This window comes from Cohnella fermenti (assembly GCF_004801405.1).
GTDB classification, from domain to species: domain Bacteria; phylum Bacillota; class Bacilli; order Paenibacillales; family Paenibacillaceae; genus Cohnella; species Cohnella fermenti.
This window is the reverse complement of record NZ_SSOB01000010.1, coordinates 107,461-131,624: the sequence shown is the minus strand read 5'-3', so window position 1 is coordinate 131,624 and position 24,164 is coordinate 107,461. Positions and strand designations below refer to the sequence as shown.

General features: G+C 44.5%; 23 protein-coding genes. 22 read left to right on the top strand and 1 reads right to left on the bottom strand.

From position 1 onward, the window contains the following. The first annotated feature begins 5 nt into the window (after window positions 1-5). From E6C55_RS10020 to E6C55_RS09920, 21 genes are all read left to right on the top strand, one after another. Window positions 6-506 carry a flagellar protein FlgN gene (locus tag E6C55_RS10020; protein WP_168735560.1) on the top strand — a complete coding sequence of 167 codons (501 nt, stop codon included), beginning with the start codon at window positions 6-8 and terminating at the stop codon, window positions 504-506. A 43-nt stretch (window positions 507-549) separates the two neighbouring features. Then, window positions 550-2,124: a flagellar hook-associated protein FlgK gene (gene flgK / locus E6C55_RS10015; RefSeq protein ID WP_136369648.1), complete on the top strand. Its 1,575-nt coding sequence runs from the start codon at window positions 550-552 to the stop codon at window positions 2,122-2,124. Window positions 2,125-2,138: 14 nt separating this feature from the next. Further along, the gene (gene flgL, locus E6C55_RS10010) at window positions 2,139-3,029 is read left to right on the top strand and encodes a flagellar hook-associated protein FlgL (RefSeq protein ID WP_136369647.1); all 891 of its coding nucleotides are present in this window, start codon (window positions 2,139-2,141) and stop codon (window positions 3,027-3,029) included. Window positions 3,030-3,066: 37 nt separating this feature from the next. After that, window positions 3,067-3,543 carry a DUF6470 family protein gene (locus E6C55_RS10005; protein WP_136369646.1) on the top strand — a complete coding sequence of 159 codons (477 nt, stop codon included), beginning with the start codon at window positions 3,067-3,069 and terminating at the stop codon, window positions 3,541-3,543. Between the two features lie 26 nt (window positions 3,544-3,569). Then, window positions 3,570-4,016 (top strand): flagellar assembly protein FliW, encoded by a 447-nt coding sequence (fliW, locus tag E6C55_RS10000; RefSeq protein WP_230986624.1) that lies wholly within the window; start codon window positions 3,570-3,572, stop codon window positions 4,014-4,016. Between the two features lie 3 nt (window positions 4,017-4,019). Beyond that, entirely contained in the window at window positions 4,020-4,268 is a 249-nt protein-coding gene (gene csrA / locus E6C55_RS09995) for a carbon storage regulator CsrA (protein ID WP_136369645.1), read from the top strand. 12 nt (window positions 4,269-4,280) lie between these two features. Further along, window positions 4,281-4,670: a flagellar protein FlaG gene (locus tag E6C55_RS09990; protein WP_136369644.1), complete on the top strand. Its 390-nt coding sequence runs from the start codon at window positions 4,281-4,283 to the stop codon at window positions 4,668-4,670. Between the two features lie 20 nt (window positions 4,671-4,690). Next, a complete protein-coding gene (gene fliD, locus E6C55_RS09985; RefSeq protein ID WP_136369643.1) occupies window positions 4,691-6,178 on the top strand; it encodes a flagellar filament capping protein FliD in 1,488 nt (495 codons plus the stop codon). A gap of 40 nt (window positions 6,179-6,218) precedes the next feature. Further along, the gene (fliS, locus tag E6C55_RS09980) at window positions 6,219-6,608 is read left to right on the top strand and encodes a flagellar export chaperone FliS (protein WP_136369642.1); all 390 of its coding nucleotides are present in this window, start codon (window positions 6,219-6,221) and stop codon (window positions 6,606-6,608) included. Then, window positions 6,595-7,011, top strand: a complete 417-nt coding sequence (locus E6C55_RS09975; RefSeq protein WP_136369641.1) for a hypothetical protein — start codon at window positions 6,595-6,597, stop codon at window positions 7,009-7,011. Before fliS ends, E6C55_RS09975 begins: the two co-directional genes overlap by 14 nt. 104 nt (window positions 7,012-7,115) lie before the next feature. Beyond that, window positions 7,116-7,937: a flagellin N-terminal helical domain-containing protein gene (locus E6C55_RS09970; protein ID WP_136369640.1), complete on the top strand. Its 822-nt coding sequence runs from the start codon at window positions 7,116-7,118 to the stop codon at window positions 7,935-7,937. A gap of 128 nt (window positions 7,938-8,065) precedes the next feature. After that, the gene (locus E6C55_RS09965; protein ID WP_136369639.1) at window positions 8,066-8,665 is read left to right on the top strand and encodes a hypothetical protein; all 600 of its coding nucleotides are present in this window, start codon (window positions 8,066-8,068) and stop codon (window positions 8,663-8,665) included. Next, the gene (locus E6C55_RS09960) at window positions 8,662-10,545 is read left to right on the top strand and encodes a motility associated factor glycosyltransferase family protein (protein ID WP_136369638.1); all 1,884 of its coding nucleotides are present in this window, start codon (window positions 8,662-8,664) and stop codon (window positions 10,543-10,545) included. The genes E6C55_RS09965 and E6C55_RS09960 overlap by 4 nt, the downstream gene beginning before the upstream one ends. Window positions 10,546-10,575: 30 nt before the next feature. After that, a complete protein-coding gene (locus tag E6C55_RS09955) occupies window positions 10,576-11,589 on the top strand; it encodes an SDR family NAD(P)-dependent oxidoreductase (RefSeq protein WP_136369637.1) in 1,014 nt (337 codons plus the stop codon). A gap of 29 nt (window positions 11,590-11,618) precedes the next feature. Further along, complete coding sequence (locus tag E6C55_RS09950; RefSeq protein WP_136369636.1) at window positions 11,619-12,416, top strand: nucleoside-diphosphate sugar epimerase/dehydratase; 798 nt, start codon at window positions 11,619-11,621, stop codon at window positions 12,414-12,416. 15 nt (window positions 12,417-12,431) lie between these two features. Beyond that, complete coding sequence (locus E6C55_RS09945; protein WP_168735559.1) at window positions 12,432-13,466, top strand: glycosyltransferase family 2 protein; 1,035 nt, start codon at window positions 12,432-12,434, stop codon at window positions 13,464-13,466. Further along, window positions 13,438-14,853, top strand: coding sequence for a CDP-glycerol glycerophosphotransferase family protein (locus E6C55_RS09940; RefSeq protein WP_136369634.1), 1,416 nt, complete (start codon window positions 13,438-13,440; stop codon window positions 14,851-14,853). Before E6C55_RS09945 ends, E6C55_RS09940 begins: the two co-directional genes overlap by 29 nt. Window positions 14,854-14,867: 14 nt before the next feature. Then, window positions 14,868-16,010: a glycosyltransferase family 2 protein gene (locus tag E6C55_RS09935; protein ID WP_136369633.1), complete on the top strand. Its 1,143-nt coding sequence runs from the start codon at window positions 14,868-14,870 to the stop codon at window positions 16,008-16,010. A 31-nt stretch (window positions 16,011-16,041) separates the two neighbouring features. Then, window positions 16,042-17,550: a CDP-glycerol glycerophosphotransferase family protein gene (locus E6C55_RS09930; protein WP_136369632.1), complete on the top strand. Its 1,509-nt coding sequence runs from the start codon at window positions 16,042-16,044 to the stop codon at window positions 17,548-17,550. Continuing rightward, window positions 17,547-18,950 (top strand): CDP-glycerol glycerophosphotransferase family protein, encoded by a 1,404-nt coding sequence (locus E6C55_RS09925; protein ID WP_136369631.1) that lies wholly within the window; start codon window positions 17,547-17,549, stop codon window positions 18,948-18,950. Before E6C55_RS09930 ends, E6C55_RS09925 begins: the two co-directional genes overlap by 4 nt. An 11-nt stretch (window positions 18,951-18,961) precedes the next feature. Next, a complete protein-coding gene (locus E6C55_RS09920; RefSeq protein WP_136369630.1) occupies window positions 18,962-20,089 on the top strand; it encodes a glycosyltransferase in 1,128 nt (375 codons plus the stop codon). A gap of 114 nt (window positions 20,090-20,203) precedes the next feature. Here E6C55_RS09920 and E6C55_RS09915 read toward each other — a convergent pair whose 3' ends face one another. Continuing rightward, window positions 20,204-21,712, bottom strand: coding sequence for an HAD-IIA family hydrolase (locus tag E6C55_RS09915; protein WP_136369629.1), 1,509 nt, complete (start codon window positions 21,710-21,712; stop codon window positions 20,204-20,206). A 314-nt stretch (window positions 21,713-22,026) separates the two neighbouring features. On the opposite strand from E6C55_RS09915, the gene E6C55_RS09910 reads away from it, so the two are divergent. Then, the gene (locus E6C55_RS09910; protein WP_136369628.1) at window positions 22,027-24,087 is read left to right on the top strand and encodes a sulfatase-like hydrolase/transferase; all 2,061 of its coding nucleotides are present in this window, start codon (window positions 22,027-22,029) and stop codon (window positions 24,085-24,087) included. Window positions 24,088-24,164 lie beyond the last annotated feature (77 nt).

The following is a 24,164-nucleotide window of genomic DNA, read 5'->3' as shown; positions in this document are numbered from 1 at the left end:
TACGAGTGTCTCATCAACCTATCGTCGACTCGCTGGAACGGACCTACGAATTGTTCGGACAATTGCTTGACCTCCTCGTCGATAAGAAAGAATTCGTCGTTCAGGACAAGCTGACGGAATTGACTCATGCCCTGAGCAAGGAGTCCAGGCTGCTGAAGCGGATCGCGGAAGAGGAACGGACTCGTGCCGAAGCGGTCAAGGCGTATCAATTCACGATCAAGCACTTCTCGCGGGAGCCGCTTACCCTGGCCGGCGTGGCGCAGACGCTGACGAGCTTCGCCGACAAGTCTGCCGTTCTGGAATGGATGGAGAAGCTGACGAGCAGGGCGGAAGAGATACGCAAGTTGAATGAGACGAATCAGATGCTGGTCCAGCAAGCGCTCGACTTCGCGAATTTGTCGGTTGACTTGCTGGTCGGAGTTCAGGACGAAGCGGTGTATCAAGATCCGACGGCTCAGACGACATATACGCCCAATCGGCCCGGATTGTACGACTTCAGAGCTTGAGAGCATGACTTGGGATACTATGGAGAAGAGAGGATGAGCAGGGATGACATCGTCGTTTCTTGGCATCGAGACTAGCAAGCGTGCGCTTCTGACGACTTCGCTTGCATTGCAGACGGTCGGTCAGAATGTCGCGAATGCGAGCACGGAGGGTTACACGCGGCAGAAAGTTAACGTATCTGCGTCCCGTCCGCAGGAAGCGGTGGGGTTGTATACGAGCACGACGGCATCGCAGATCGGTACGGGCGTGCAGGCGGACAGCATCACGCGAATCCGCGAGAGTTATCTGGATACGCAGTATCGCCGAGAGAATCAGAACCTTGGGTACTGGTCGGTGCGCAACTCGAATCTGGAGTCGATCCAGTCGATCATGAACGAACCGACGGAGAACGGGATTCGCGGCGTCATGGATGAGTTCTGGGATTCCCTCGAGGTTCTGAACAGCGACCCGACGCTTCTGAGCGCACGGGTCAATGTCATATCGACCGCCACCAATATGGTGGATACGTTCAACCAAGCGGACGCTTCTTTAACGAAACTCAGCTCGGACTTGGACGGCAATATTACATCCAAAGTCTCCGAAGCCAATACGCTGATTACGAGCATTGCCCAGTTGAACGATTACATTCGCAAAGCCGAAGGGCTTGGAGGCAACGCGAACGATTATCGCGATCAGAGGGATCTGGCTCTTGACAAGCTGTCACAGATTGCAAATATCGAGTATGCTGAGACACCCGAAGGGGACTTCACGCTTAGCGTGGCCGGGGTCGAGGTTGTCAACAATCGGGATGCTACCTTGCTGACGGAGGACGCCGCGAATACCGCGACTGCGGGCGAATTGGCGGGATACGTTCAGGCGAAGGCTGACATCGAGCATATTCGGACCCAGTTGAATGCGCTGGTCACCTCATTCGTCAGCGGCGATGTCGATGTAACGCTGGAGAACGGTTATGTCGCTGCTCAAGATATGGTGGCGAAGAATGACGTTACGCTGGCGAATGGCTCTACGATTACCGCCGGAACGACGATCCCGGCAGGCTCGGAGATTACTTCTTCCGTCACCTTCACGGTTCAGGGCTTCAATGGCCTGCACAGTTTGGGTTATGGGACGGGAACTCCGGCGACCGCAGGCGTGCCGTTCTTCACGTCGACAGACGGCGGGGCAATCACGATGGCGAATATTCAGGTGAATCCGACGGTCGCGAGCGATACGAGCAAGGTGGCCGCGTCCGCCAAGTACGAGAACGTCAGCGGTACGAATACGACTATTAAGGGCAACAGCGATATCGCCTTCGCGCTCTCTTCGTTACGGGATAAAACGTTCTCCTACTCGGAGTCGGCGACGAATCTGACATCCGGTACTATTGACGATTACTTCCGCGCTGTAACTAGCGAGCTAGGCATTACGGCATCCGAGGCCACTCGCAATATGGATAACCAGCAGAACCTGGTAGATGCAGCCGATTCGCGGAGACAAGAAGTGAGTGGCGTGTCTTTGGATGAAGAGATGACGGATATCATCAAGTTCCAGCACACGTACAATGCCGCGGCGCGGATGATGACGACGGTCGACGAGATGCTGGATCGGGTTATTAATTCTATGGGCCGGGTAGGCTTGTAAGGAGGGCTTGAGGGATGCGCGTTACCGGGAACATGCAATACACCTCATTATTATCGAATTTGCGAAGCACGACGACGGACATCTACGATTGGCAGAACAAGCTGTCAAGCGGGCAGAAAATCAACAAGCCGAGCGACGATCCAGTCGGTATTTCTTATGTAATGCGTTACGATACGGAGCTTAGCCGGAGTGATCGTTATCTGACGAACGCTCAGACGGGAAGCGGGATTCTGAATACGATGGATTCCGTGATGCAGCAGGCGGACGATCTGCTGAAGCGCACCCATACCCTGACGCTCCAAGCGCAGAACGATACGATGACGGATGAAGAGCGCAAGACGATTGCGGCCGAGATCAAGCAGATTCGGGAGCAGATGGTGCTGCTCGGGAACAGCACATACAATGGGCGTTACCTCTTCAATGGCCAGAAGACCGATCAGAAGCCCTATTCGAACGAGAATGCGGCTAACGAGACAACGGATAGTGGCGTGTATCAACTGAATGTCAGCTCGCTCGTTCAGGTGCCGGTCAGCATCAGCGGCGAGAAGATATTCGGCGAAGCCGGCTCGGACAGCAACGTGTTCAAGGTGCTCGACGATCTTATCGGCCACCTCGAGAATGGCGAGAGCGAATCGTTGGGAGATGACGTCACGAAGATTCTTAGCGCGTCGGATAATTTCTCGCTGCAGCGGGCGGAGATCGGAGCGCGGACGAATCGCTTCACATTAATGGAAGATAGAATCTCGGACAACATCGTGAACTTGAAGTCATTGAGGTCGGAGACGACGGACGTGGATTATGCGGAGGCAATCACTTCCCTTAAGCTGAAGCAGAACGTTTATCAGGCCGCGTTGTCGACGGGGTCGCAGATCATGTCGGTATCCCTTATCGACTTCATGAGATAAGGCGGTCGGGCTAGAGATCGGGGAAGGAGAGGAAGCTATGGGATTATCAATCAATTCGCCTCCATTGCCATCAAGCTTGTGGAGCAGGTCGACTCCGAATATGTCGCAGGTATCGCCGTCCGGAAGCGTGGATGCTTCGTACAAGCCGGCTGACCTCCAGGTCAAGCTGAAGGCTCCCGAGATCTCCGGCGATTGGACTCAGGTGTGGAAGGATCTCGGTCTCCTGAAGCCGATCTCTCTCGCCGAGAATCAAGCGGGCAAGGCGGAGGCGGAAGGGCTGCAGGATATCTCGACGACCGTGAACAACGGCGATCGAATTCGGGATAACTTGGCCAAAGGGAACATCGGCGTATACGGCCAGATCAACTTCCAGACATATATGCGAGAGGGAGCGACGGATGTCACCGTCAAGGCGTTGCCGAGGCATACGGCGAACATCGATATCCGGGTCTATCCGCCGGAGATTCACATTAAGGCCAATACTCAGTCCGTTGGTCTTCCCGAAGGCAAATAAGCGGTTCTAGAAAGGAAGTAAGCAGAGTGTCGAAGGAGCAGCCGGTGCATCGGATAGTCAGTGAGACATACGGGGAAGTTGAAGTGTCGGCAGAGCAGGTGTACCGCTTCGAGAAAGGAATTGTCGGTGTGCAGGACATTCGGCAATACGCCTTGTTCGGATTGGAGGAGGCTCCTTTTTATATATTGCATGCGTTGGATAATTCGATCAGCTTCATCCTGCTGCCTGCGCAAGTGGCCGTCAGTGCGTACGAGTTCGACATCGATTCGGAATCGTTCGCTCTGCTGGGGACGAACGAACAGGAGCAATTGACGACGATGTTGATCGTGAATGTGATCGAGGACAAGCTGTACGTCAACCTTAAAGCGCCGGTTCTGCTGTCGCAGAAGCAACGATCCGGAATCCAATATGTCATTCATGATCGCGATTATCCGATCCGTCACCCTCTCCTAAGCGACGATAGGGAGGGCTGAACGATGCTGGTGCTGAAGCGCAAGGTCGGAGAGACAATTATGATCGGCGATGGAATCGAGGTTCAAGTGCTGTCGGTCGAAGGGGAAACGGTCAAGCTTGGGTTTAACGCCCCGTCCTCCGTTCAAATTCTCCGTAAAGAACTCTTCGAGATGATCCGGCAGGAGAACATCCACGCGGGCAAGCCGGAGACGGTCGGCCAGACGCTGGTCAATCTTCTTAGAGAAGTGAAGATCAAATCCGATAAAGAATAGGCGGGATGTACAATGAGCGGAATTCAGTCCACTCGAGCTGCTTCTGCTATCGAACAACAAACACCAAGATACGTAACGTCGGACACACTCAAAGAGTTCGAAAGCATAACAAAGCCGGTGCTTCCTGCCGGGACGGAGGAGGGCGCACCTCCTTCGTACGAGAGTCTTACGGAAGAGCAGAAAGACAAGCTCGCCGAAGATATGGAAGAGGCCAACGAGGCGTTGAAGCCGTATAACAAGGAATTGAAGTTCGAGTATAACGAAGAGGCTGAAATGATGCAAGTGAGCGTCATCGATAGGCGTACCAACGAGGTTGTGGCTAATCTTCCGCCGGAATTCCTTGTCGAATTGTCCGAGAAGATGAACGATATGATTGGCATGTTTATCGACGAGAAAGTCTAACATCGAAGGAGGCCAATGCTATGGCAGTAAGCAGTGTGAGCAGCAGCAGCATCGCGATGACGGGGCTGTTCTCCGACCTGGATACGGATTCGATCGTATCCGCCTTGATGGCGTACGAGACGCAAGGCTATACCCGTCTCCAGACCAGACAGACGGATTATGAAGCCCAGCAAGAGTTGTTCCGTACGATCAATACCAACATGAGCTCTCTCAAATCCGCGGCGTTTAACTTGACGCTCAGCACCAGCTTGAATCAGACGACAGCTACGAGCTCGGATACGACGAAGTTCAGCGTGGCAAGCAGCTCAGGGGCGAAGACGGGGACGTACAGCGTCGTCGTCAATGAGCTGGCGCAGAGTCATACAATCAAGAGCGCTAATCTGGATAGCGATGCTATCGCTGACATTATCGGCAAGAAAGTCGAGATCAACGACCAGACGGTTGACTTCACGATTCCCAGCGGAACGAGCACGACAGATTGGGGGGACTCCGATTATCTCTCCTTTATCAAGAAGACGATCAATAATACAAGCGGTATTGGGGTTACGGCATCGATCGTTCAGACGGGCGATAGTTCCTCAGCCTTGGTTCTCACCTCCAACACTTCTGGAGAAAATGGCTCTTTTACGGTAAAGGCAGTAGATGACGATGTAGATAGCGCTACGGCAATTAACAAATTGGGCTGGGATAGCGCGCCGGACTCCGATGGCAACTACGATTATGTTGTCCAGAAGGGGCAGGATGCAAGCCTGACCGTGAACGGCATTGCGATCACTTCCAGTACGAATACGATCAAGAATCCGATCGAAGGCGTCACGTTGACTCTCGCTTCGAAAGGCTCCGCTTCCGTCACCGTCGGCACGGATACCGAAGCGGTAACGGCTAATGTGCAATCCTTCGTCGACGCGTACAACGCGGTCATCGACTCGATCGCGGCGGCACAAGCGTACACCAACTCGGACGGACGAACCGTTCTGAAGTCGGATTCGACTCTCATCAGTCTGAAGGACCAACTATACGATTGGGTTAACGCTCAGGTTGGCCAAACAGCAGGAGGCAAAGCAGGATCGTCTTCGTTAAGCCTCAAATATTTGCTGGATGTTGGTCTTGAAGTCGATAAAGGTGCCACGTCGGCATCCGATATGACAGGCAAGCTGAGCTTCGATACCGAGAAGTTCCAATCCGCGCTAGAATCCGATCCGGATGGAGTTTATCAACTGTTCGCCTATAACGGAGGAACGACGAAGACAAGCGGTATCTTCAAGACGATGAACTCCGATTTGAATTCCTGGACAAGTACCATCAACGGGACCATTAAGACCAAGTTGGACGGCTTCGATTCCGAGATTTCCTTCATCTCGGATCAGATGGAACAGATGAAGCTTAGATTGGATATCAAGGAGGCGGCTCTGAAGCAGAAGTACGCCAACATGGAGACCTCTCTATCAGAGCTTCAGAGCACGCAATCTTGGTTAACCAGCGTGGTTGCTTCTATGACGAACAGCTAGACAGGACTCATCTAATTCTTAGTAATAGGAGACATGCCCATTGTTTAACCAAGCCGGATATCAGAACTATGTCAAGAGCAAATACACGACCGCATCTCCTCATCGGCTTGTTCAAATGCTCTTCGAAGCGGCTCTGACGAACATTGGAAGAGCTTCGCAGGCGCTGGACAAGAAGCAGATATCGGATTCGAATATGTTTATTCAGAAGACACATAAGATCGTCTCCGAGCTGTTGTTCTCCCTTAACGAAGAGAAGGGAGGGGAGCTTGCCGCCAACCTTAAGAATATCTATCTGTACATCCTGGATCGCCTTGTGCAGGCCAATGTTAAGAAAGACAAGACTATTCTTATGGAGTGCGACGGTTTGCTCCGGGAGATCAAGTCCGCTTGGGACCAGATTGGCAAGGAGGTCTCGATTGGCCAAGGATAATCTGCCTTCACGTATCCGCGCTTGGAGAGGATGCTATGAGAATCTCCTGAATGTGGCCGCAGAGCACGCCGCTTATTTGGAACAGTTAGACGAAGACTGGGCGGGCTTCCCGGCACTTACGTCCAAGTGGGCGGAAGGGACGGCGGAGACCAAACGGATGGATGAGGAGCTTCGTGCGGAACTCGGAGATGAACGCTATGAGGAGCTATTCCGTATCGAGGCTCTTCCTCTTGTGGTAAAAATAAACGAACTCACGGATCAGTCGATAGTAAGAATGAGGAACGAAATGGCGGCCGTAGGCGGCGATCTGAAGAATACAAGAGATCATCGCAAGGTTATGAATGCTTATTATGGAATGGATCGACAGAACGACACTTCCTATTATTTCGACAGAAAAAAATAATGGCAATAGGTCGGAATCACTATAAATAATTATCTGAGTGTTGCCGATATATGGTATAGGCCGCAAGGATGTGGCACTATTTCTTATCATGGAGGATGACAATCATGGCAAGTTACATTAATACTAATGTAAGTGCAATGAACACGCACCGTAACCTGAGCTACAACACGAACCAACTGAGCAAGACCGCTGAGAAGCTGTCTTCCGGCTATCGCATCAACCGCGCTGCTGACGATGCTGCAGGTCTGGCAATCTCCGAGAAGCTTCGTTACCAAATCAATGGCTACAACCAAGCTTCCGCTAATGCTCAAGACGGCATCTCGCTGATTCAAACGGCTGAAGGCGCCCTGACGGAAGTTCACTCGATGCTGCAACGTCTGAACACGCTGGCAACGCAAGCTTCCAACGGAACGCTGAAGGATGAGGACCGCGATCAAATTCAACTCGAAGTTGACCAACTGAAGTCCGAAATCAGCAACATCGTTGCGAAGACGAAGTTTAACGGCATCTCGCTGCTGAGCGGTTCCGTAGCTTCCGTAACGTTCCAAGTGGGCTGGGAGAATGGTACGACGATCAACGCTAGCCTGGGTAGCGGTCTTAACCTGACGGCGCTTGGTCTGAACGACTTGAGCCTGTCCTCGAGCCAGGGCGCTCAAGCTGCACTGACTTCCTTGCAAACGGCTATTACGACGGTATCCAGCCAACGCGCAACGTTCGGTGCCGTGCAAAACCGTCTCGAGCACACGATCAACAACGTTGGCGTAAGCGCCGAGAACCTGTCCGCTTCCGAATCCCGTATTCGTGACGCTGACATCGCTAAGGAAATGACGGAGTTCACGAAGTACCAAATCTTGACGCAAGCTGGTACGTCCATGCTGGCTCAAGCGAACTCCCTGCCGCAGAACGTTCTGTCGCTGCTCGGCTAATATCGGAATTAAATGGAACTCCCCGATCCTTGGATCGGGGAGTTTTCTCTATTCAATTCTTGTCGTCTAATGCCGATATTTATTGATATAATGGGTAAAATGTCGGAATAGAATAAGGTGCGGATAACATGAGGGTATGCTATAAGGACCAGGTGCTTGATTTAGCTGAAGCGGATTCCAATAAGCGGATAGATGAACTGAATCAAATCTTCGCAACTCTGTTCGCCGATAATTTAATTGTTCAGGAAGTTGTGATAGACGGCCATTCCTATCGGACTGGATATGAGAATGAGCTTCTGGATCGAGTGTCCGATATCGCCGAAGTCAGAATTACGGCTGTCTCCGGAGAGATCGTAGCGTATGAACTTCTGCAAGAACTGAAGGATTATATGCCGCGTCTTACCAAAGCGATCGGTTCTATCTCGGAGCTCTTCTACGGGGAGATGACGCCGGAGGATTGGCATTCCTTCTCACAATTGCTTGTCGGAATTAACTGGGTGGAACAGGGGATTCACATCCTTGTTGAGCAGTATGAGCGAGCCCAATCGTCTGAGCCGCTTGCGGAAGTGCTGCGGGTTGCTGCGGCCCGGATTCCGGAAGTTATCCAGGAGATGGAGGTTTGCATGGAACGCGAAGAAAGGGTGGCAGTCGGCGACCTGATCAAGTACGAGCTCGGCGATGTATTCGGCGGGGTGGAGCAAGCTATTTTATCGAAGGTGACGGCATGAAGAAGTTCGCTGCCGACAACCTGATGTTCCTTCGCGAGGAATACCCTGAGATTTATAAACTGGTTAGAGGCTTGACTTATGATCAGACGCAATACGCCTTCGATAAGGCCAGGAACGGCGAGCCTATCGTTTCTTATCGGGCCGTTGGGGCAAGCACCGAATATTCGCTGTATAGCAAGTACAATCCTTCTCATGAAGCACAACGTTGGACGGAATCCATCGAGATGGACGTTCAAGGCGCCAAAGACGTTCTTTTCTGCGGGTTGGGGTTTGGCTACCACCTGAAGGCCTTCCTGGAGGCCAATCCGGATAAGAGGGTTTATGTGTACGAGCCACAGGTCGATATGCTATTGTGCGCGATTGAGGCTGTGGATCTTCGCAGCGTCCTCTCACATAAGAATATCGCGATGTTCGGGATCGGCTCGGAGCTTCAAACTCAGATTGATCTTCTTGAGGAAGCAATGGCGAAGTCGGGGAAGACGGTCGCTAACGTTACCGTACCTGCATATCGAACGGCATTCAAAGGAGTTATTGATAGCTATCAGGAGATTGTCACGCAGACTAGCTATGCTGTCATCGCGTCCTCCAACACCCTTAAAATGTTCCTTAAGTCTTGGGCGCGTAACATGGTGTCGAACCTATCGCCCAATCTTAAGTCTCCCTCGTTCCAAGGTTTAAGAGGGGAATGCATTGGGATTCCAGCGATTATTATTGGTTCTGGTCCGTCCCTTGGAATGGAAATAGAGCACTTGCGCCGATTGAAGGGACAGGCACTGTTGATCTCGGCTGGAACAAGCATGATGGCTCTGCAGAAGTTTGGAATTGAGCCAGATCTGGTTGTATCCATGGACCCTGGTGAATATAACCGGAAGGCATTCCAGGCCGTCGTTCTTAAGCGCATTCCATTCCTTTATATTCCTACCATTCATTCAGCGATACTTAAGCGAGAGTTCGATCATCTCATGCATGCCTTCTATCAATTGGATACACCTTCGGCTTACCTAATGGGTTTAAACAACTCCGACCCGATCTTCATGAACACAGGGACGGTCAGCGGAACGGCGATCCAGGCTGCTCTGTACATGGGGTGTACCGACATCATTCTGATCGGGCAGGATTATTCCTTCCCGAATGATCAGTTCTATGCGGCCGGTGTCGAGCATGCGTCGGATGCAGTAAACCGTAAGAGGATGGATCAGCTTGCCGAATGGGTTCCCAATGTGCAAGGCGGACAGAATCGAAGCAATCGGCAGATGGGGGTCTCCCGTGAAGGGATAGAACAGATGCTTGAGAAGTTCTCCGGCTTCCGTTATTACAATGCCTCTCGCGTAGGAGCGCAGATTAAGTATACGGAGAATAAGACGTTCGAGGAGTTGACGGAGCTTGGCCTATTCAAGCCGATGGGCGAGAGCTGGTTTATCGACAAATTGCGGACTAGGCTGAAGCCTTATCCGGAAGATAGACAAGCGGCGATTCGCAACCGAGTACGCCGATCTTACGAGAAATCCATTAGCTTTAGAGTGGCGTTCCGAGAACTTGAAGGGCATGTTGAGCTTGCTCAACGGAAAATGCAAGAGTGGGGTGCTGCACAATTCCAGGAATGGCTGCTGCGATTCGAGTCGATCTGGGCTCCCGTTATTGACGATGAAGTGTTTAAGAACTTCTACGGATTTTTCCTGCAGATTGAGCTTAATCATATGGACCGCAATTGGCAGGAGATGAGAGAAGAGAATGATCTAAGTCGCAAGACTTTCTTGTTGCTTGAGATACTTCTGCCCGTGATTGCCAAGTGGAATGAACTGTCTCCGATCCTTATCGGGAATTTCGAAGAAGTCTTGAACACTCCTGAGTTCGCCGTTGGAGCTCCCGTATCTTCGTAAGTGATTATTTAAACCGAGAGGGACCATGCGATGAGCTTCTACAAGAACAAGAAAATACTCGTCACCGGCGGAACCGGAACGATCGGGCAACATTTGATTCGCCGCTTGCTGGAGGACCAGCCTGCGGTGATTCGCGTCTTTAGCCGGGATGAATATAAGCAGTTCGAGATGCAACAGACGCTTAGGGATTATCACAACATTCGTTACCTAATCGGCGATGTACGTGACGTGAATCGCCTGACCCGGGCGATGGAGGACATCGACTATGTCTTCCACCTGGCCGCAATGAAGCATGTGCCCGCTTGCGAGTATAACCCGTTCGAAGCGGTTCAGACGAACGTAGTGGGCACTCAGAACGTCATTCAGGCCGCAATTGCGAATAACGTTCAGAAGGTGCTTTTTACAAGCTCTGACAAAGCTATATCGCCTACGAATACATATGGTGCAACGAAGCTAATGGGAGAGCGCCTTATCTCAGCAGCGGAGTATCAGAAGGGACCAAAGGCAACGACCTTTGCATCTGTTCGTTTCGGCAATGTGATGGGTTCGAGGGGGTCCGTGATTCCACTGTTTAAGCGGCAAATTATGGAACAAGGCAGAATCACCATAACGGATAAGAATATGGTTCGGTACATGATGACCCCTTCGCAGGCTATCCAGTTGATGTTAGAGGCGAATGAACTTTCTCTTGGCGGAGAGGTTTTTGTATTAAAGATGCCGATTGTAAAATTGCAAAGCTTAGCAGAAGTCATTATAGAAGAAGTCTCAAAAAAATATTTAAATAACAAGTTTGTGGAAATTGACGAAATCGGTTTGCGTCCAGGCGAAAAAATGAAAGAAGAACTAATGACTGAAGATGAATTTGAGAAAATGATAGATACAAAGTTTATGTATATACTCTTGCCCAATTATGGGACGAGTAAAGCCAAATATACGATTTCGCAATTCTCCCATTCCCAGATGCCATTCCATGCTGATGAGATTATCGATAAAGAGAAGCTTAGACGTTGGATTGTAGACGAAGAGATACTTGGAGAAATGTGAATTCATTTATAATTATGCGGAGGAACACAATGGTGCTATTTAAAATAAATAATACAGACTTTGTAAGTCGTTTTTCTCTGGATACAGTTATTATGCAAGATGGATGGATAAATTATGAAGGTGAATTGGAACGAGTAAGTTCCGTTTCTTTGAGCAGTGCAATATCTTTCTTGCAATGCGATTCCATCAAATTCAGTTTGAGATTAAATAATGAAGATGTATTAATTGAAAAAAAAGACAAAGAGTGTTACTTTGTGCTCAATGTTCTACTTGTTGAAAGTTTATATGAACTATTTTATGGATCTACTATTGAAGATGAATTATTTGAAGAATCCTACTCAAAAAAAATTCAAGAATTATTTCTGTTGTGGAATGAATTTAGTGTAAAGATAAAAGACAAACTTATTCAATATTTTGAAGATCACATTATTGAGTTTACTCAATATACAACAAGGTTCGAGCGGATAAATCGGAATAAAGTTAACTTGGAATTAAGTAGTGCTTTGTTGGAGTTTATTGAAAATAAAAAGAAATTTCCTTCTAAATTAAATGAATTTTCTAGAATCGCAATTTATGGTGCAGGAAAATTGGGGGTTATTACATATCATTTATTGAAAAAACAGGGGATTAATGTAGTGAACTTTATTGATAACTTTGCGAAAAGCAAAGCAATCGAATCAACTCCGATCTATACGTTAGATGACTTTCCGGTTGGAAATGTAGATTTTATTATCGTTACACCCATTTATGACTTTGACAAAATTTCAAGTGCAATTGCAGAACGGAATTCAATTGAAACTATATCATTATCAGATCTAGTATCGTAGGAGATGAATCGTTCAGTGGAAGGAAAAATATCTGTAATTATTCCTATGTACAATACAGAAGAATATGTTGCAAAATGCATTGATTCGGTATTATCACAAACATATACGAATTTTGAGATTATAGTAATAGATGATGGTTCAACTGACGAGTGTGCGAATATCGTTAAACAATACGCTTCGAATGATAATCGGATATATTTATACAGCCAAAAAAACAGTGGGCCTTCAGTTGCTCGTAATTATGGGTTGGATGTTGCCGGAGGTGAATATATATATTTCTTAGACAGTGATGATTACATAGATGTTGGGACATTTGAAAAATGTATGATTGAATTTCGAAATAACCGAGAACTAGATATGATTATGTTCGATGCACAAACGATATTTGAAGAAAGATTTTTGAGTAAAGAAGAAGTTAATAAAAACTATTTAGAGGATATGAATGACTTCTATAATAGAAGTGATGTTGACACGAATAGTATTGTGACACCATATGAATGGTTTAGGGCTTGTTTTGCTATTAGTAAGCTAAGATGCAATAGCTATTTATATATGTTCAAGCGTGAGCAAGTAACCACAAATAGTATTAGGTTTAGAGCCAATATAAATTACTACGAAGATCTGATTTTTTTGTATGAACTATCTCGCCAAATTTCGAAAATAAAATATATTCCAGCCCCCTTTTATTACAGAAGATTTACAGGAAGCTCATTAATGACATCAAATAATTATAACAAGATTTTAGAAAGTATTCTCCTGTGTATCGATACCATTCGGACAACAGAGATGCATAAATATCAAGGAATACTGGTGAAAAGAATATTTTTAAAGTATTTGAACACGTTGGCTTTGGGTTCATGGATGAAGTGCAACGATCAAGAGAGAATTGAAAGTAGCTTGCAAGATATTTTAGATATAAAATTCAGAAGTATTCAGGGTTACGTCAACAAACGAATCGAAATTGAAAATCAATATTTAAGTCAAATCAACATTTTAGAATCTGCGATTAAAGGTGACATAAATGAACATAGTTATATTTGGAACAGGTAGTAGTTCTACAAAATTTTTAGATAAACTTGACTTGGGCAAGGTCAATATTGCGGGGTTTATTGATAATAATAAAAACACTCACAATACTAAGATATTGGGGGTAACTGTTTATTCGCCAGAACGGATTTGTGAATTAGATTACCAATATATTTTTATTGCAAGTCAATATATAGTCGAGATAACTCAACAGCTTATAACTTATGGGGTTAATTACGATAAAATAATTCCTTTCGAGTATAAAATTTATGGAAAAAGAATTGAGGAAATATTTTCGAGTATATTCAAAGAAGAGCACAGCCCGATTATGCGGGAAGATTGTAAAATAGCTATTGTTAATGAAAATTATTCAAGTTCAAATGGATGTTCGCTTTATAAAAATATGCCCCAGTATATTAGAGACAGGCATAGTATCAGTTTGTTGGGAACAAGCGATATCGAAAAATTAAGTCAATATAATGTTATTATATCTTCTAATCATTCAGGTATTTACAACGGTAAGCATATAAATATTGAAATGTGGCATGGATTCCCGATTAAAAGAATGGGAGTCATGCATGAAGAGCTAGCAACGGAGAAGTTTTTAAAGTATCAACAAAATAGATCGAACAATGTCAATCTAATACTTTCGTATTCGCATCTATATACAACGTTTATGAACTCTTGCTACCCCAATGATTCAAATAAATATAAAATCACGGGGATGCCGAGAAATGATCTGTTATTTGAGGGGAATTCTATTGAAAAGCTTGGGGCTCTGATCAACAAAGACTTAAGTGAATTTAATATCATTTTTTATTTGCCGACCTGGAGAAAAGGGAAAAACAACCACGTGGATACCACTAGAGAGTGGAAGGGGATATTTGGATTCGAAGGGGAAAATGATAAGGAAATTATAAATTTTATTGAGAAAAACAACATTTTTTTGGTCGTTAAGCTACACCCTTTTGAATATAACGAATTTAAGAAATTGGATGTTTTTACACATCCCCAAATCTGCTTACTGGCTGATGATCAGTTACAGTTAGCGAAGGTTCACCTGTACGAGGTGATCCCTAGCGCAAAAGTATTAGTAACCGACTACTCTTCCATTTATATAGATACTCTACTAATAGATTTGCCAGTGATCTTTGCCCCTGTTGACGAAGAGGAGTATAAGGGGGGGAGAGGGTTCTTGCTCGAACCCTACCAAGTGCTGACACCAGGGCCGACAGTGAAATCGATAGGGGAACTGGAGTTAGAGTGCCAGAAGTACTTGAACGGAAAAGATGAATACAAAAAGAATCGACAACAAGTGAAGGAACTCACCCATCGTTATGCGGACAGTAACGCTTCTTCGAGGGCTTGGCAGGCGATAGATACTTATCTCAGTGACATTGTAAGAAAATAAAGGAGTATACTATCATGGGGAAAGTTGCCGTAATCATGCGTACGAAAAACAGAGCGATATTACTTAAACGTGCTCTGCAGAGTGTAATTGCACAAACCTATTCCAATTGGATACTGATCGTGGTGAACGATGGCGGCGGACCGGAAGAAGTAAATCGTCTCATTAATGCAAATAAAGACCAGCTCAAGGAGCGCATCAAGGTCATCCATAATCCTGCTTCCGTCGGTATGGAAGCGGCCTCAAATATCGGAATTCGAAGTGTCGAGTCTGACTATGTGGTTATCCATGATGATGATGACAGTTGGGACCCTCTTTTTTTAGAGAGGACAGTGGGGTTTCTAGAATCTGAACAAAGCCAGGGTTATGAAGGTGTTGCAACTAAGGTTATTAAAGTTGTTGAAGAAATCAAAGGTGAGAATGTGGAGATTAAGCACAAAGAATTCTGGAGACCGGAGATTAGCACGATTATTCTTGCCGAGATGGCAAATCGAAATCAGATGGTGCCTATTTCGTTCTTGTACCGAAAAAGGGTACACGATGCAATTGGTTATTACGACGAATCTCTTCCAGTCCTAGGGGATTGGGAGTTTAATATCCGTTTTCTATTAAAGTATGATGTATTCTTGTTGCACGATGCGCTGGCCAATTATCATCACAGACTGAGCATAAAGACGGGGGAGTACAGCAATAGTGCAGCAGCGGCAACGTTGTTTCATACTGTGAGAACGAGAATAAAAAATAAATATCTCAGGAGCGACATCGAGCAAGGAAAGTTTGGTCTCGGGTGGGTGCTTAATTCGCAACAGAGTGATATTAATGATTTGGTAATTAACTATTCTGTTCAATTTATGGTTAAGCAACTAATCTATAATCAAATAAAGCGCGTAGTCATTTATGGAACTGGAAATTATTCGCTGAAGTTGATGTTGGAGCTTGCCTTAAATGGAGTTCATATCGAAGGGATAATAGATAGCAATTCTTCGAAGTGGGGCAAGACATTCAATAACTATCCTATTCAATCACTAGATCATTATCTGACTGAGGATATGGATCCGATTATTATTGGTTCTTACAGTTATGCGGAAGAAATCATCGTAGCAATTAAGCGCCGTTGTCAGGAGCTATCGATGAGACAACCAATGATTGTTGCTCCTTAAGCAAAGTGGATGGGCAAGGAGTGAGATAGCGTTGAAGGTACAAACGATCAGACGAATGATCGCCTATTACTTGCGTCAAATACCAGCTAAAAATGAAGTCTTTAAAAGACCAATTATTTTGTTTGGAACAGGACAGGTAGGGACTGAGGCTCTGCATATTCTCGCAAAAAGATATAAGGTAAGTTTTTTCGTTGATAATGACACAAAGAAGTGGGGGAAGCAAATCGAAGGTACTCCGATTAAACAACCAACGATAGACAACCTGAAGGGGAGCCTCATTCTGATTGCAAGCAGTTTTGTAAAAGAGATTTCCATTCAGTTGAATGAAAATGGGCTTGAGCGTTACGTTGATTACTTCCCTCTATATGGGGATATTAATCATGCCTACTCTCCCTTGTTCGTAAAGGCTATGAATCGATTATCACGCTGGTTTCCAAGGTCTAAACGGCAAGTGATTATCGGAGGCTGGCATGGCTTGCGTTTTGCAGACAATTCGCGTTACTTGTTTATTATGATCAATCAATACAAGCACGAGTTTGGCATAAAGAAGATTACCTGGATTACCCAAAGTAATGAAGTTTATGCTTTCTTAAAAAGCAACAAGTTTAACGTGCGGTTGAAGGATTCTTGGGGAACTGTGTGGGCATCCTTAAGGGCAAAGTATCATATTATTGATCAGCAAAGGCATGATATTAATCCATTATATTCTGCAGGAGCTGTGAGACTGCAGTTATGGCATGGTATTCCGATCAAAAAGTTGAATGGCAAAAGCTATCTTGGTAGTGCGGACCCTGATATCGGTCTATGGAATGATTTCTCGCTGTTGGCTTCATCCGCTAAAGTTGCTGATATTTTGTCGCAAGAGATGGAAGTACCGAAGTCGCTCATAACGATTTCGGAAGTGCCACGTAATCAGGTGCTGACTCTTAAGAGCCTACTAGATGTTTCGCTGCCGGATGAGACTCGATGCATCGAACTTATCAATGATTATAAAGCAAAAGGAAAAAAGATAATCGGCTACTTCCCAACATTTAGGGAGAAAAGTCGGGTCAAGATGGATATTCTAGATAGCCCGACATTCCACGCTTTTCTGCGTAGTCGTAATTTGATTATGGTGGTCAAGGAGCACTTTAATAGCAAAATCAGCCATACGAATAGTAAAACTGATGACGTCGTTCGTTTGCCAAAACAGGTTGATTTGTATCCGTTTCTGAGTTTATTTGATCTCGTTGTTACCGATTATTCTTCAATTGCTTTTGATTTTTTAATTTACCAAAAGCCACTTTTGTTTTATCCCTATGATTATGAAGAATATCGTGATCATGAGAGAGGCTTTGCGATGGACTATGATCAATATACGCCCGGTATCAAGGTGTTTAATGAGGAGCAATTAATGAATGCCATCCATGAGGTGCTAATTAATGGAGTCGATGAGTATAAGGATTGGAGACTACGGTTAAGGGAAGAACTCTTTGAGTCGAATAGTGAAAAGCTTGTGCCGCTGAGAAGTTTGTTTCAAACAAGGAAGAAACGTTTATGAAGCAACAAACGATCATTATATTCGGAACAGGCAGCAGCGCAGAATCCTTTTATCGAAATTTAAATGCAAGCAATGTTAAAGTAGCCGCATTTTTGGACAATGATAGTGCCAAATGGACGACAACGAAGTTTGGAATACCCGTGCGCGAAGTTCATTATATCTGCAAGATAGAGTTTGATCATATTGTTATTGCAAGCCAATTTGTTGAACCGATTTTTCAGCAGTTAATGGAATTGGGGGTTCCTTTCGAACGAATTGTTCCGTTGTATCCTTATTATTTTACGCAATATTTACATGAACGTTACAAAGCCACTTTGGGAACATTGTTGCTCCCCCCCCACTCTAAGAAGAAGAAGGCGATTGGATTATTATCAACCAGCAATTCTGGATGCAACTGCATTGCTTTATTCAAAGGCATGCCTTGCGCGATCCGAGAGAAGTATGATGTTCGGTTGATTACGAGTGAAAACGATGAAGGCGATACGGAAAGCTTTGATGTCTTTGTATCTACTCATCGCAATCATTCCTTGGGAAGGGCAAAAAATATTGAATTGTGGCATGGTTTTCCCTTAAAAGCTATGGGGAGGATGCACAGAAGTTCTGCGAGCAAGGATATGGCTTCAGCAGAGGTTTGGCAAGAGGCAGATGCTATTGCCTCCTATTCCCCATTGTATTCGACTTTAATGAGTGCTTGTTTCCCAACCACTGTTCGTCAGTATCAAATAACCGGTATGCCTCGGAATGATCTCTTGCTGGGCAGTGATGGTCGCTCCAATCTTGAGCGGATTGTCGGGAAGTCGTTGGAACATAAAAAGCTGCTTCTTTATATGCCGACGTTTCGAGTGTTTTCCTCCAGAGAAGCAGTAGAAGGTAAACGAAATCTCGACAATCTATTTGGGTTTTCAGATTTTCAGGAGGAGGCATTTCATGCTTATTTGCAGGAACATAACTTATTCTTGATTGTTAAGCTCCACGAATTTGAGAAGCATATTCAAAACAATCTGGAAAAGTTTCAATCAGAGCATGTGTTCCTCCTTAAATCGGGTTATCTGGTTCAAGAAGGCTTGGACTTGTATGAACTAATTAATGGTGTTGATCTATTATTGACGGATTACTCCTCCGTTTTTTTTGACTACTTATTGCTGAACCGTCCTATTGTTTTTGTTACAAATGATTTAACGGAGTATCAAGCGGACAGGGGGTTCTTGTTAAGTCCCTACGACAGCTGGACGCCTGGTCCGAAGGTAAACTCGCAATCGTTTCTTGAGATGGAAATAATAAACAGTTTAGACAGAGACCCTTATGAGAGTGAAAGAGCCGCGTTGTTGCCTATGATTCATACGTATCAGGATGCGAAATCCAGCGAACGAATTTGGTCCATGATTGAACAATTTTTATAAGGCGGTGAATTATGGGCGAGCCCCGTTCTACCGTAAGTGTGGTCATGGCTGTACATAATGGAGAAAACTATCTTGCAAGAGCACTGAGAAGTCTTGAGGAGCAATCAACCAGGCCCGATGAAATTATTGTTGTTGACGACGGATCAACAGATCAAACAGCACGGATTGTTCAGTCATTCCCCAATGTCAAATATATTTACCAGAATAACCATGGCCCTTCTAAAGCGCGAAACCGGGCGATTGGGGAGGCAACAGGGGATTATATTGCGATCCAAGATGCCGATGATGTAAGCCTTTATCCTAGAATTGCTACTCAACTTGAGGTACTGGACAGGAATGTCACGGTCGGAATCGTTTACTGTGACGCTTTCATCGTGGATGCAGAGGAGTCCATCCTGAATAAGGTTGAGAGCGAAGAGATCCATCAAAGGCAGGAGGATTTCGCTGTTACACTCCTTAATAGACAAATTATCCCCTGCATGCCTGCCATTATGGGGAGGCGAGAGTGTTTTTTGCAAGTGCCTTATCCTGAACATCTTAAACATGCAGAAGATTATTGGTTATCTATAGAGATGGCAAAGCTTTTCAAGTTTCATTATATCAAGGAGCCTTTGTACTTGTATCGAAGGCATGAAGGCAACCTAACCAATCAACATCACAATCAGTTAAAAGCGGAAGTTGACGTTGTGAAGAGGTTAGGAATGGAAGAAATTCAACGAATGGTGAATCGCAGTTTTTTTGAGACGTCAGCGAAAGAGATGTTATTAGCACAAATTTTGGTCAAAATTTCTGAGTTCCAAGCCGCAATACAAATATTGAAAAAGGCAGACGAAAGTTCCCTTACTCATTATATGCTAGGGGTCTGTCACTATAACTTAAACGATTTTAACAACTCATATGCGCATTTCGATGCTGCGAGCGCATTGGATATGAACATGGCAGAAGCCTACAATAATTCCGGTTGTTGTCTGGTACGGCTTGGTCGAATCGAGGAGGCAGAAGTTCGTTTTCGAACGGCGTTAACCATAAGAGCTAATTATTTGGATGCAAAGAGGAACATCACTGAACTAGAAAAAGGATGTCATTCTATAAGGCTCACGCAACGAACGCTGAGGAAGATTTTAAATGAGTACCAATGATGACAAATAGGAAAATCAAAACCAAAAAGAGCTCCAGGAAAACGAAGCGCTTTTTGGTTTTGTTATGAAAGGGGGAAACCATCGCTATATTCGTCATTCTAGATTGGATAGACTTTATAAATACTCCAACAGCTTTTCGACACTTTGAATGATTAAGTCAGGATAATCTTTTTTATCCTGCAGATCGGCACGATTCGTTTCTCCGCTTAGTACGCAAATGAAATGGGCACCAACATTTCTGGCCAACTTCATATCGGTATACAGTCGATCACCTATAACGACCATTTTGTCAGGAGTTAAATGGAGTTGGTCGAATAGGGGAGATACCATCTCAGCATTTGGTTTCCCAAAGATTTTGTAAGGGGTGACTTGAAGGGCAGCTTCAAACATGGCGAGCATACTTCCGATATCCGGAATAGGTCCAGTAGCCGTTGGGCAATTAACATCGCAATGAGTCGCAAGCAAAGGAATTCCTTTGTTCAGATAGTAACTTGCTGTTTTAATTTTGTCGTAATTCAGTTCCGTATCATAACCGAGAACGACAAAGTCGGGCGCTTCGGACGTCAAGCAGAATCCTTGTTTGGTAAACTCATCTCTCATGCGAGCAGTTCCCACGACATGTATTTTCGAAATACGTTTGTTGTTCAGGAAGTGAATCACGCCGTCAGTAGATAAGATAATTCGTTCTTCTGTTACTTCTATGCCAATATGGGCTAGTTTATCAACGAGACTAGCTTTGGAGTAGGATGAATTATTGGAAAATAGGAAATAAGGAATCCCGATGGCCTCAAGCTTACGAATGAAGGAATCTGCTTGTGGAATCAACTGATCGCCAATAAATAATGTTCCGTCCAAATCGATCAGTAACGTTTTATCTCGAAGTTGTTCAGGACGAAGACGTGCAAACTTGAGATCGGCGAGTAGAAGATCATTGAAATCATCGATTTCTACCCAATTGCGATCTCCAATCTGATAAGGGTACATTGTTAACCGAGAAGTCCTGAACAAGCCTTGGAGTGCCACTTCAGTCCAATCTTTGAGTCTTTGTTCCGTCTCGATTAGATGCCGTAGTTCTTTGAAGAGGATGGAAGAGCTTTCTGCTGAAAATTTATAAAGGTCAATTGAGCAAGCGAACGCACTTTCTTTTTTGATGCCCTTGGAGATGTCTGTTATTACACCCGATTGGTTGACCGTAACTTTCATGGATTCTTCAAAATAATTCTGGCTATCGACAGCGACCAAAGAGAGGGCTGGATCTTGATTCATTTCTTGAACAATCTGCGGGTCAAAAAAGACATCGCCATTGCACAGATAAAAGGGAGAACCGTCAACCTTTGATCGACCCAAGTATAAAGAGTACATATTGTTTGTGGACTCATAATCACTATTCTCGATAAAGGTAAAATTAACTTGGTTATATCGGATAGGAAGGTTCAGGGATTCAATATCAGTGGAACGATAACCTGTGATAATGATGATGTCTTGAATACCTATACGTTCAAAGGCTTGAACCTGTCTTTCTAAAATGCTTACTCCATAAACCTCGGTCATGCATTTTGGAGCTTCATAAGTAAGAGGTCTTAGTCTAGAACCGATTCCTGCTGCCAGAATTACGGCGTACATTTGGTTTCACCCCATAGCTGTATTTTATATATTAATCGGAAGCTGTACAAATAATATTTAGTTGCTTTTCGCCGTTTATGGAACAAACAACAGTTTAATCAAACATTTCGAAATAATTTTCCGATATATGAGTAAGGAAGAATAAAATTGTCGTTGGTACCATTGATTGTGTAATTAAGGTGAAGATAAAAGCCGCGCAGCTGAGTGGAGGAGTCATACCCCATTCTGTAGTAGTTGAAGACAAGACAGTATCGTTGTAATCTCTTTGTATAAAGATCGCAAACAATATTCGTCTGGAAGTTGAGGAGAAATGAATGATTTATAATACTGCATTATTAGAGAACAAAATTATTGTTGTATTCGGTGCGGGCAGGGCATCTACAGAAACAATAATGGAATTGGTTGCAGCTGGATGGATCCCCCAATGTTGCATAGATAATGATCCTCAAAAATGGGGCGGCAACATCGAGGGAATTCAAATTCAATCAGTTGAATGGCTGAAAAATAACAAAGAGAAAAGAATGCTTATTATTATCGCAAGCATGTACTATGCTGAGATGGCGAAGCAGCTGTCGGAAATAGGATTCTGTGAAAATATTGATTTTATTTCATATAAACACCTAACAACATTGAACGGATATTTGAAATACATTGCCGTGACGAATGGGTTAGAATACACCAATAAAAGTTATTATGTAAAATATTTGTATAGATATTTGAAGTTTGAAGGGAAACACCAAAAGGTAGCTATATGGGGAGGGAGCGAACATACGCAACGGATATTTGCTTCCCTGGAGAATTTGAATATTAACTTGATTGTTGATCCCGATTATCAGAATCTTGATCCAATAGGCGGAATTGAAGTGAAATCGGTTAACGCTCTAATTGAAGAGGCGCCCGATGTTGTTCTGATCTCGTCCTATGAAGATAGGCAACGGATAAAGGAATACATAAGGACCAACTTCAGTAATATTGATTGTTTGGATATATACGATATATTTGAAGGTGTCGTTGAATTTAAAGAACCATTCCATTCATGGTTGCAAACGCGTTATCAGCCATACATCGAAATGAAGATGCTGGTGAGTCAGATTAACCAGCCAGGATTAGAGAAAAAAATATTGCAATATACATATTGTCAACTTCTGGCCTTCCTGTTGCATATTAAAGATTTTGAGAGATTTGAAATGTATGTTCATCGCTACGAAATGGTGGATAAAGAAGACGCCCGAAGATTTTTGAAAATAATAGATGAAATTAAGGATATGCTACATAATGCCAACAAGAGAGCGGCGAATAGGACTACAAAAGATTTGCTTTTATTTGTGATTGATTCGTTAAGATACGAAGATGTGGATAAACTGTCCTATCTAAAGGATTTGAGACAGCACTCGATTCAATTTAATCGGGCCTATAGTGTATCAACCTATACTAGTGCTTCCTACAGAGGTATGTTTTCCGAGACGTTGCACGACGGTAATGACTACTCTTATAAAGAAATCGACGGGAGCACATCAAGCCTTCTTTCGTGGTTGAATGATCATAATTATAAGACATTTACACATGGGGGAGTGAAGATATCCGGTGTTGAGAATTTTATTAATGTAGCTTACCCGGGGAATATAATGCATCCTATGACGTTTCGTTGGTGGGATGCGTTCTGTCAGCTGGTTGATTGTGAAGATCCACAAGCACATATAATCAATATTAGTGAAGCACACTTTCCATTTATGTGCTGTAACGATTCTCCAACTCTCAATCTCACTTACAATGTGTATTACAGCTACAATGATCCGACAAGAGATGTGAGTGGGAGTATTAGACAACTTGACGAGTCGATCTCCTTCATAAATCATCAACTAAATAGAATTAGCCAGTATTTCGCTTCGAATACCACTCTTGTTTTTTGCAGTGATCACGGAACGAAAGTAGGAGGACCAGTTGGTCATGTTGTTACCTGTGAAGAGGACATCATTCACGTCCCCCTCATAATAAATTCCCCAAACACGGAACCGGAAATAATTACTTCTTTGTTCAGCTTAAAGAGGTTATGTGACTTAATTAAAGGATTGTTGCAGGATAATCAAATAGAAGAAGAGTTATTCTCTGATCATGTCGTAGTTGAGCGCGGGCCGATTTACTTTGAGATGTATTCCAACGATCCAAACTTCTCAGCTAATGCAGGGTCATGGATGAAAGCATTTAAAATGGTCAGAAACGATAGTTTTAAATATATTTTATTCCAAGATGGAGAAGAATGGTTCTTTAACCTGCCGAATGAGAAAAACAATGAGATCAATAATGTTGAATATCTCGGAGCTTTAGAGGATTTGCGGAAGAAAGTATCTGATTATTTTCCTTATGTAGTAGATTGATGCAATTGCCCACTACATTATTCGATTAATTTTCCTTTTAGTTATAGGACTTCGGGGTATCATGAGCTCGCTTTGAT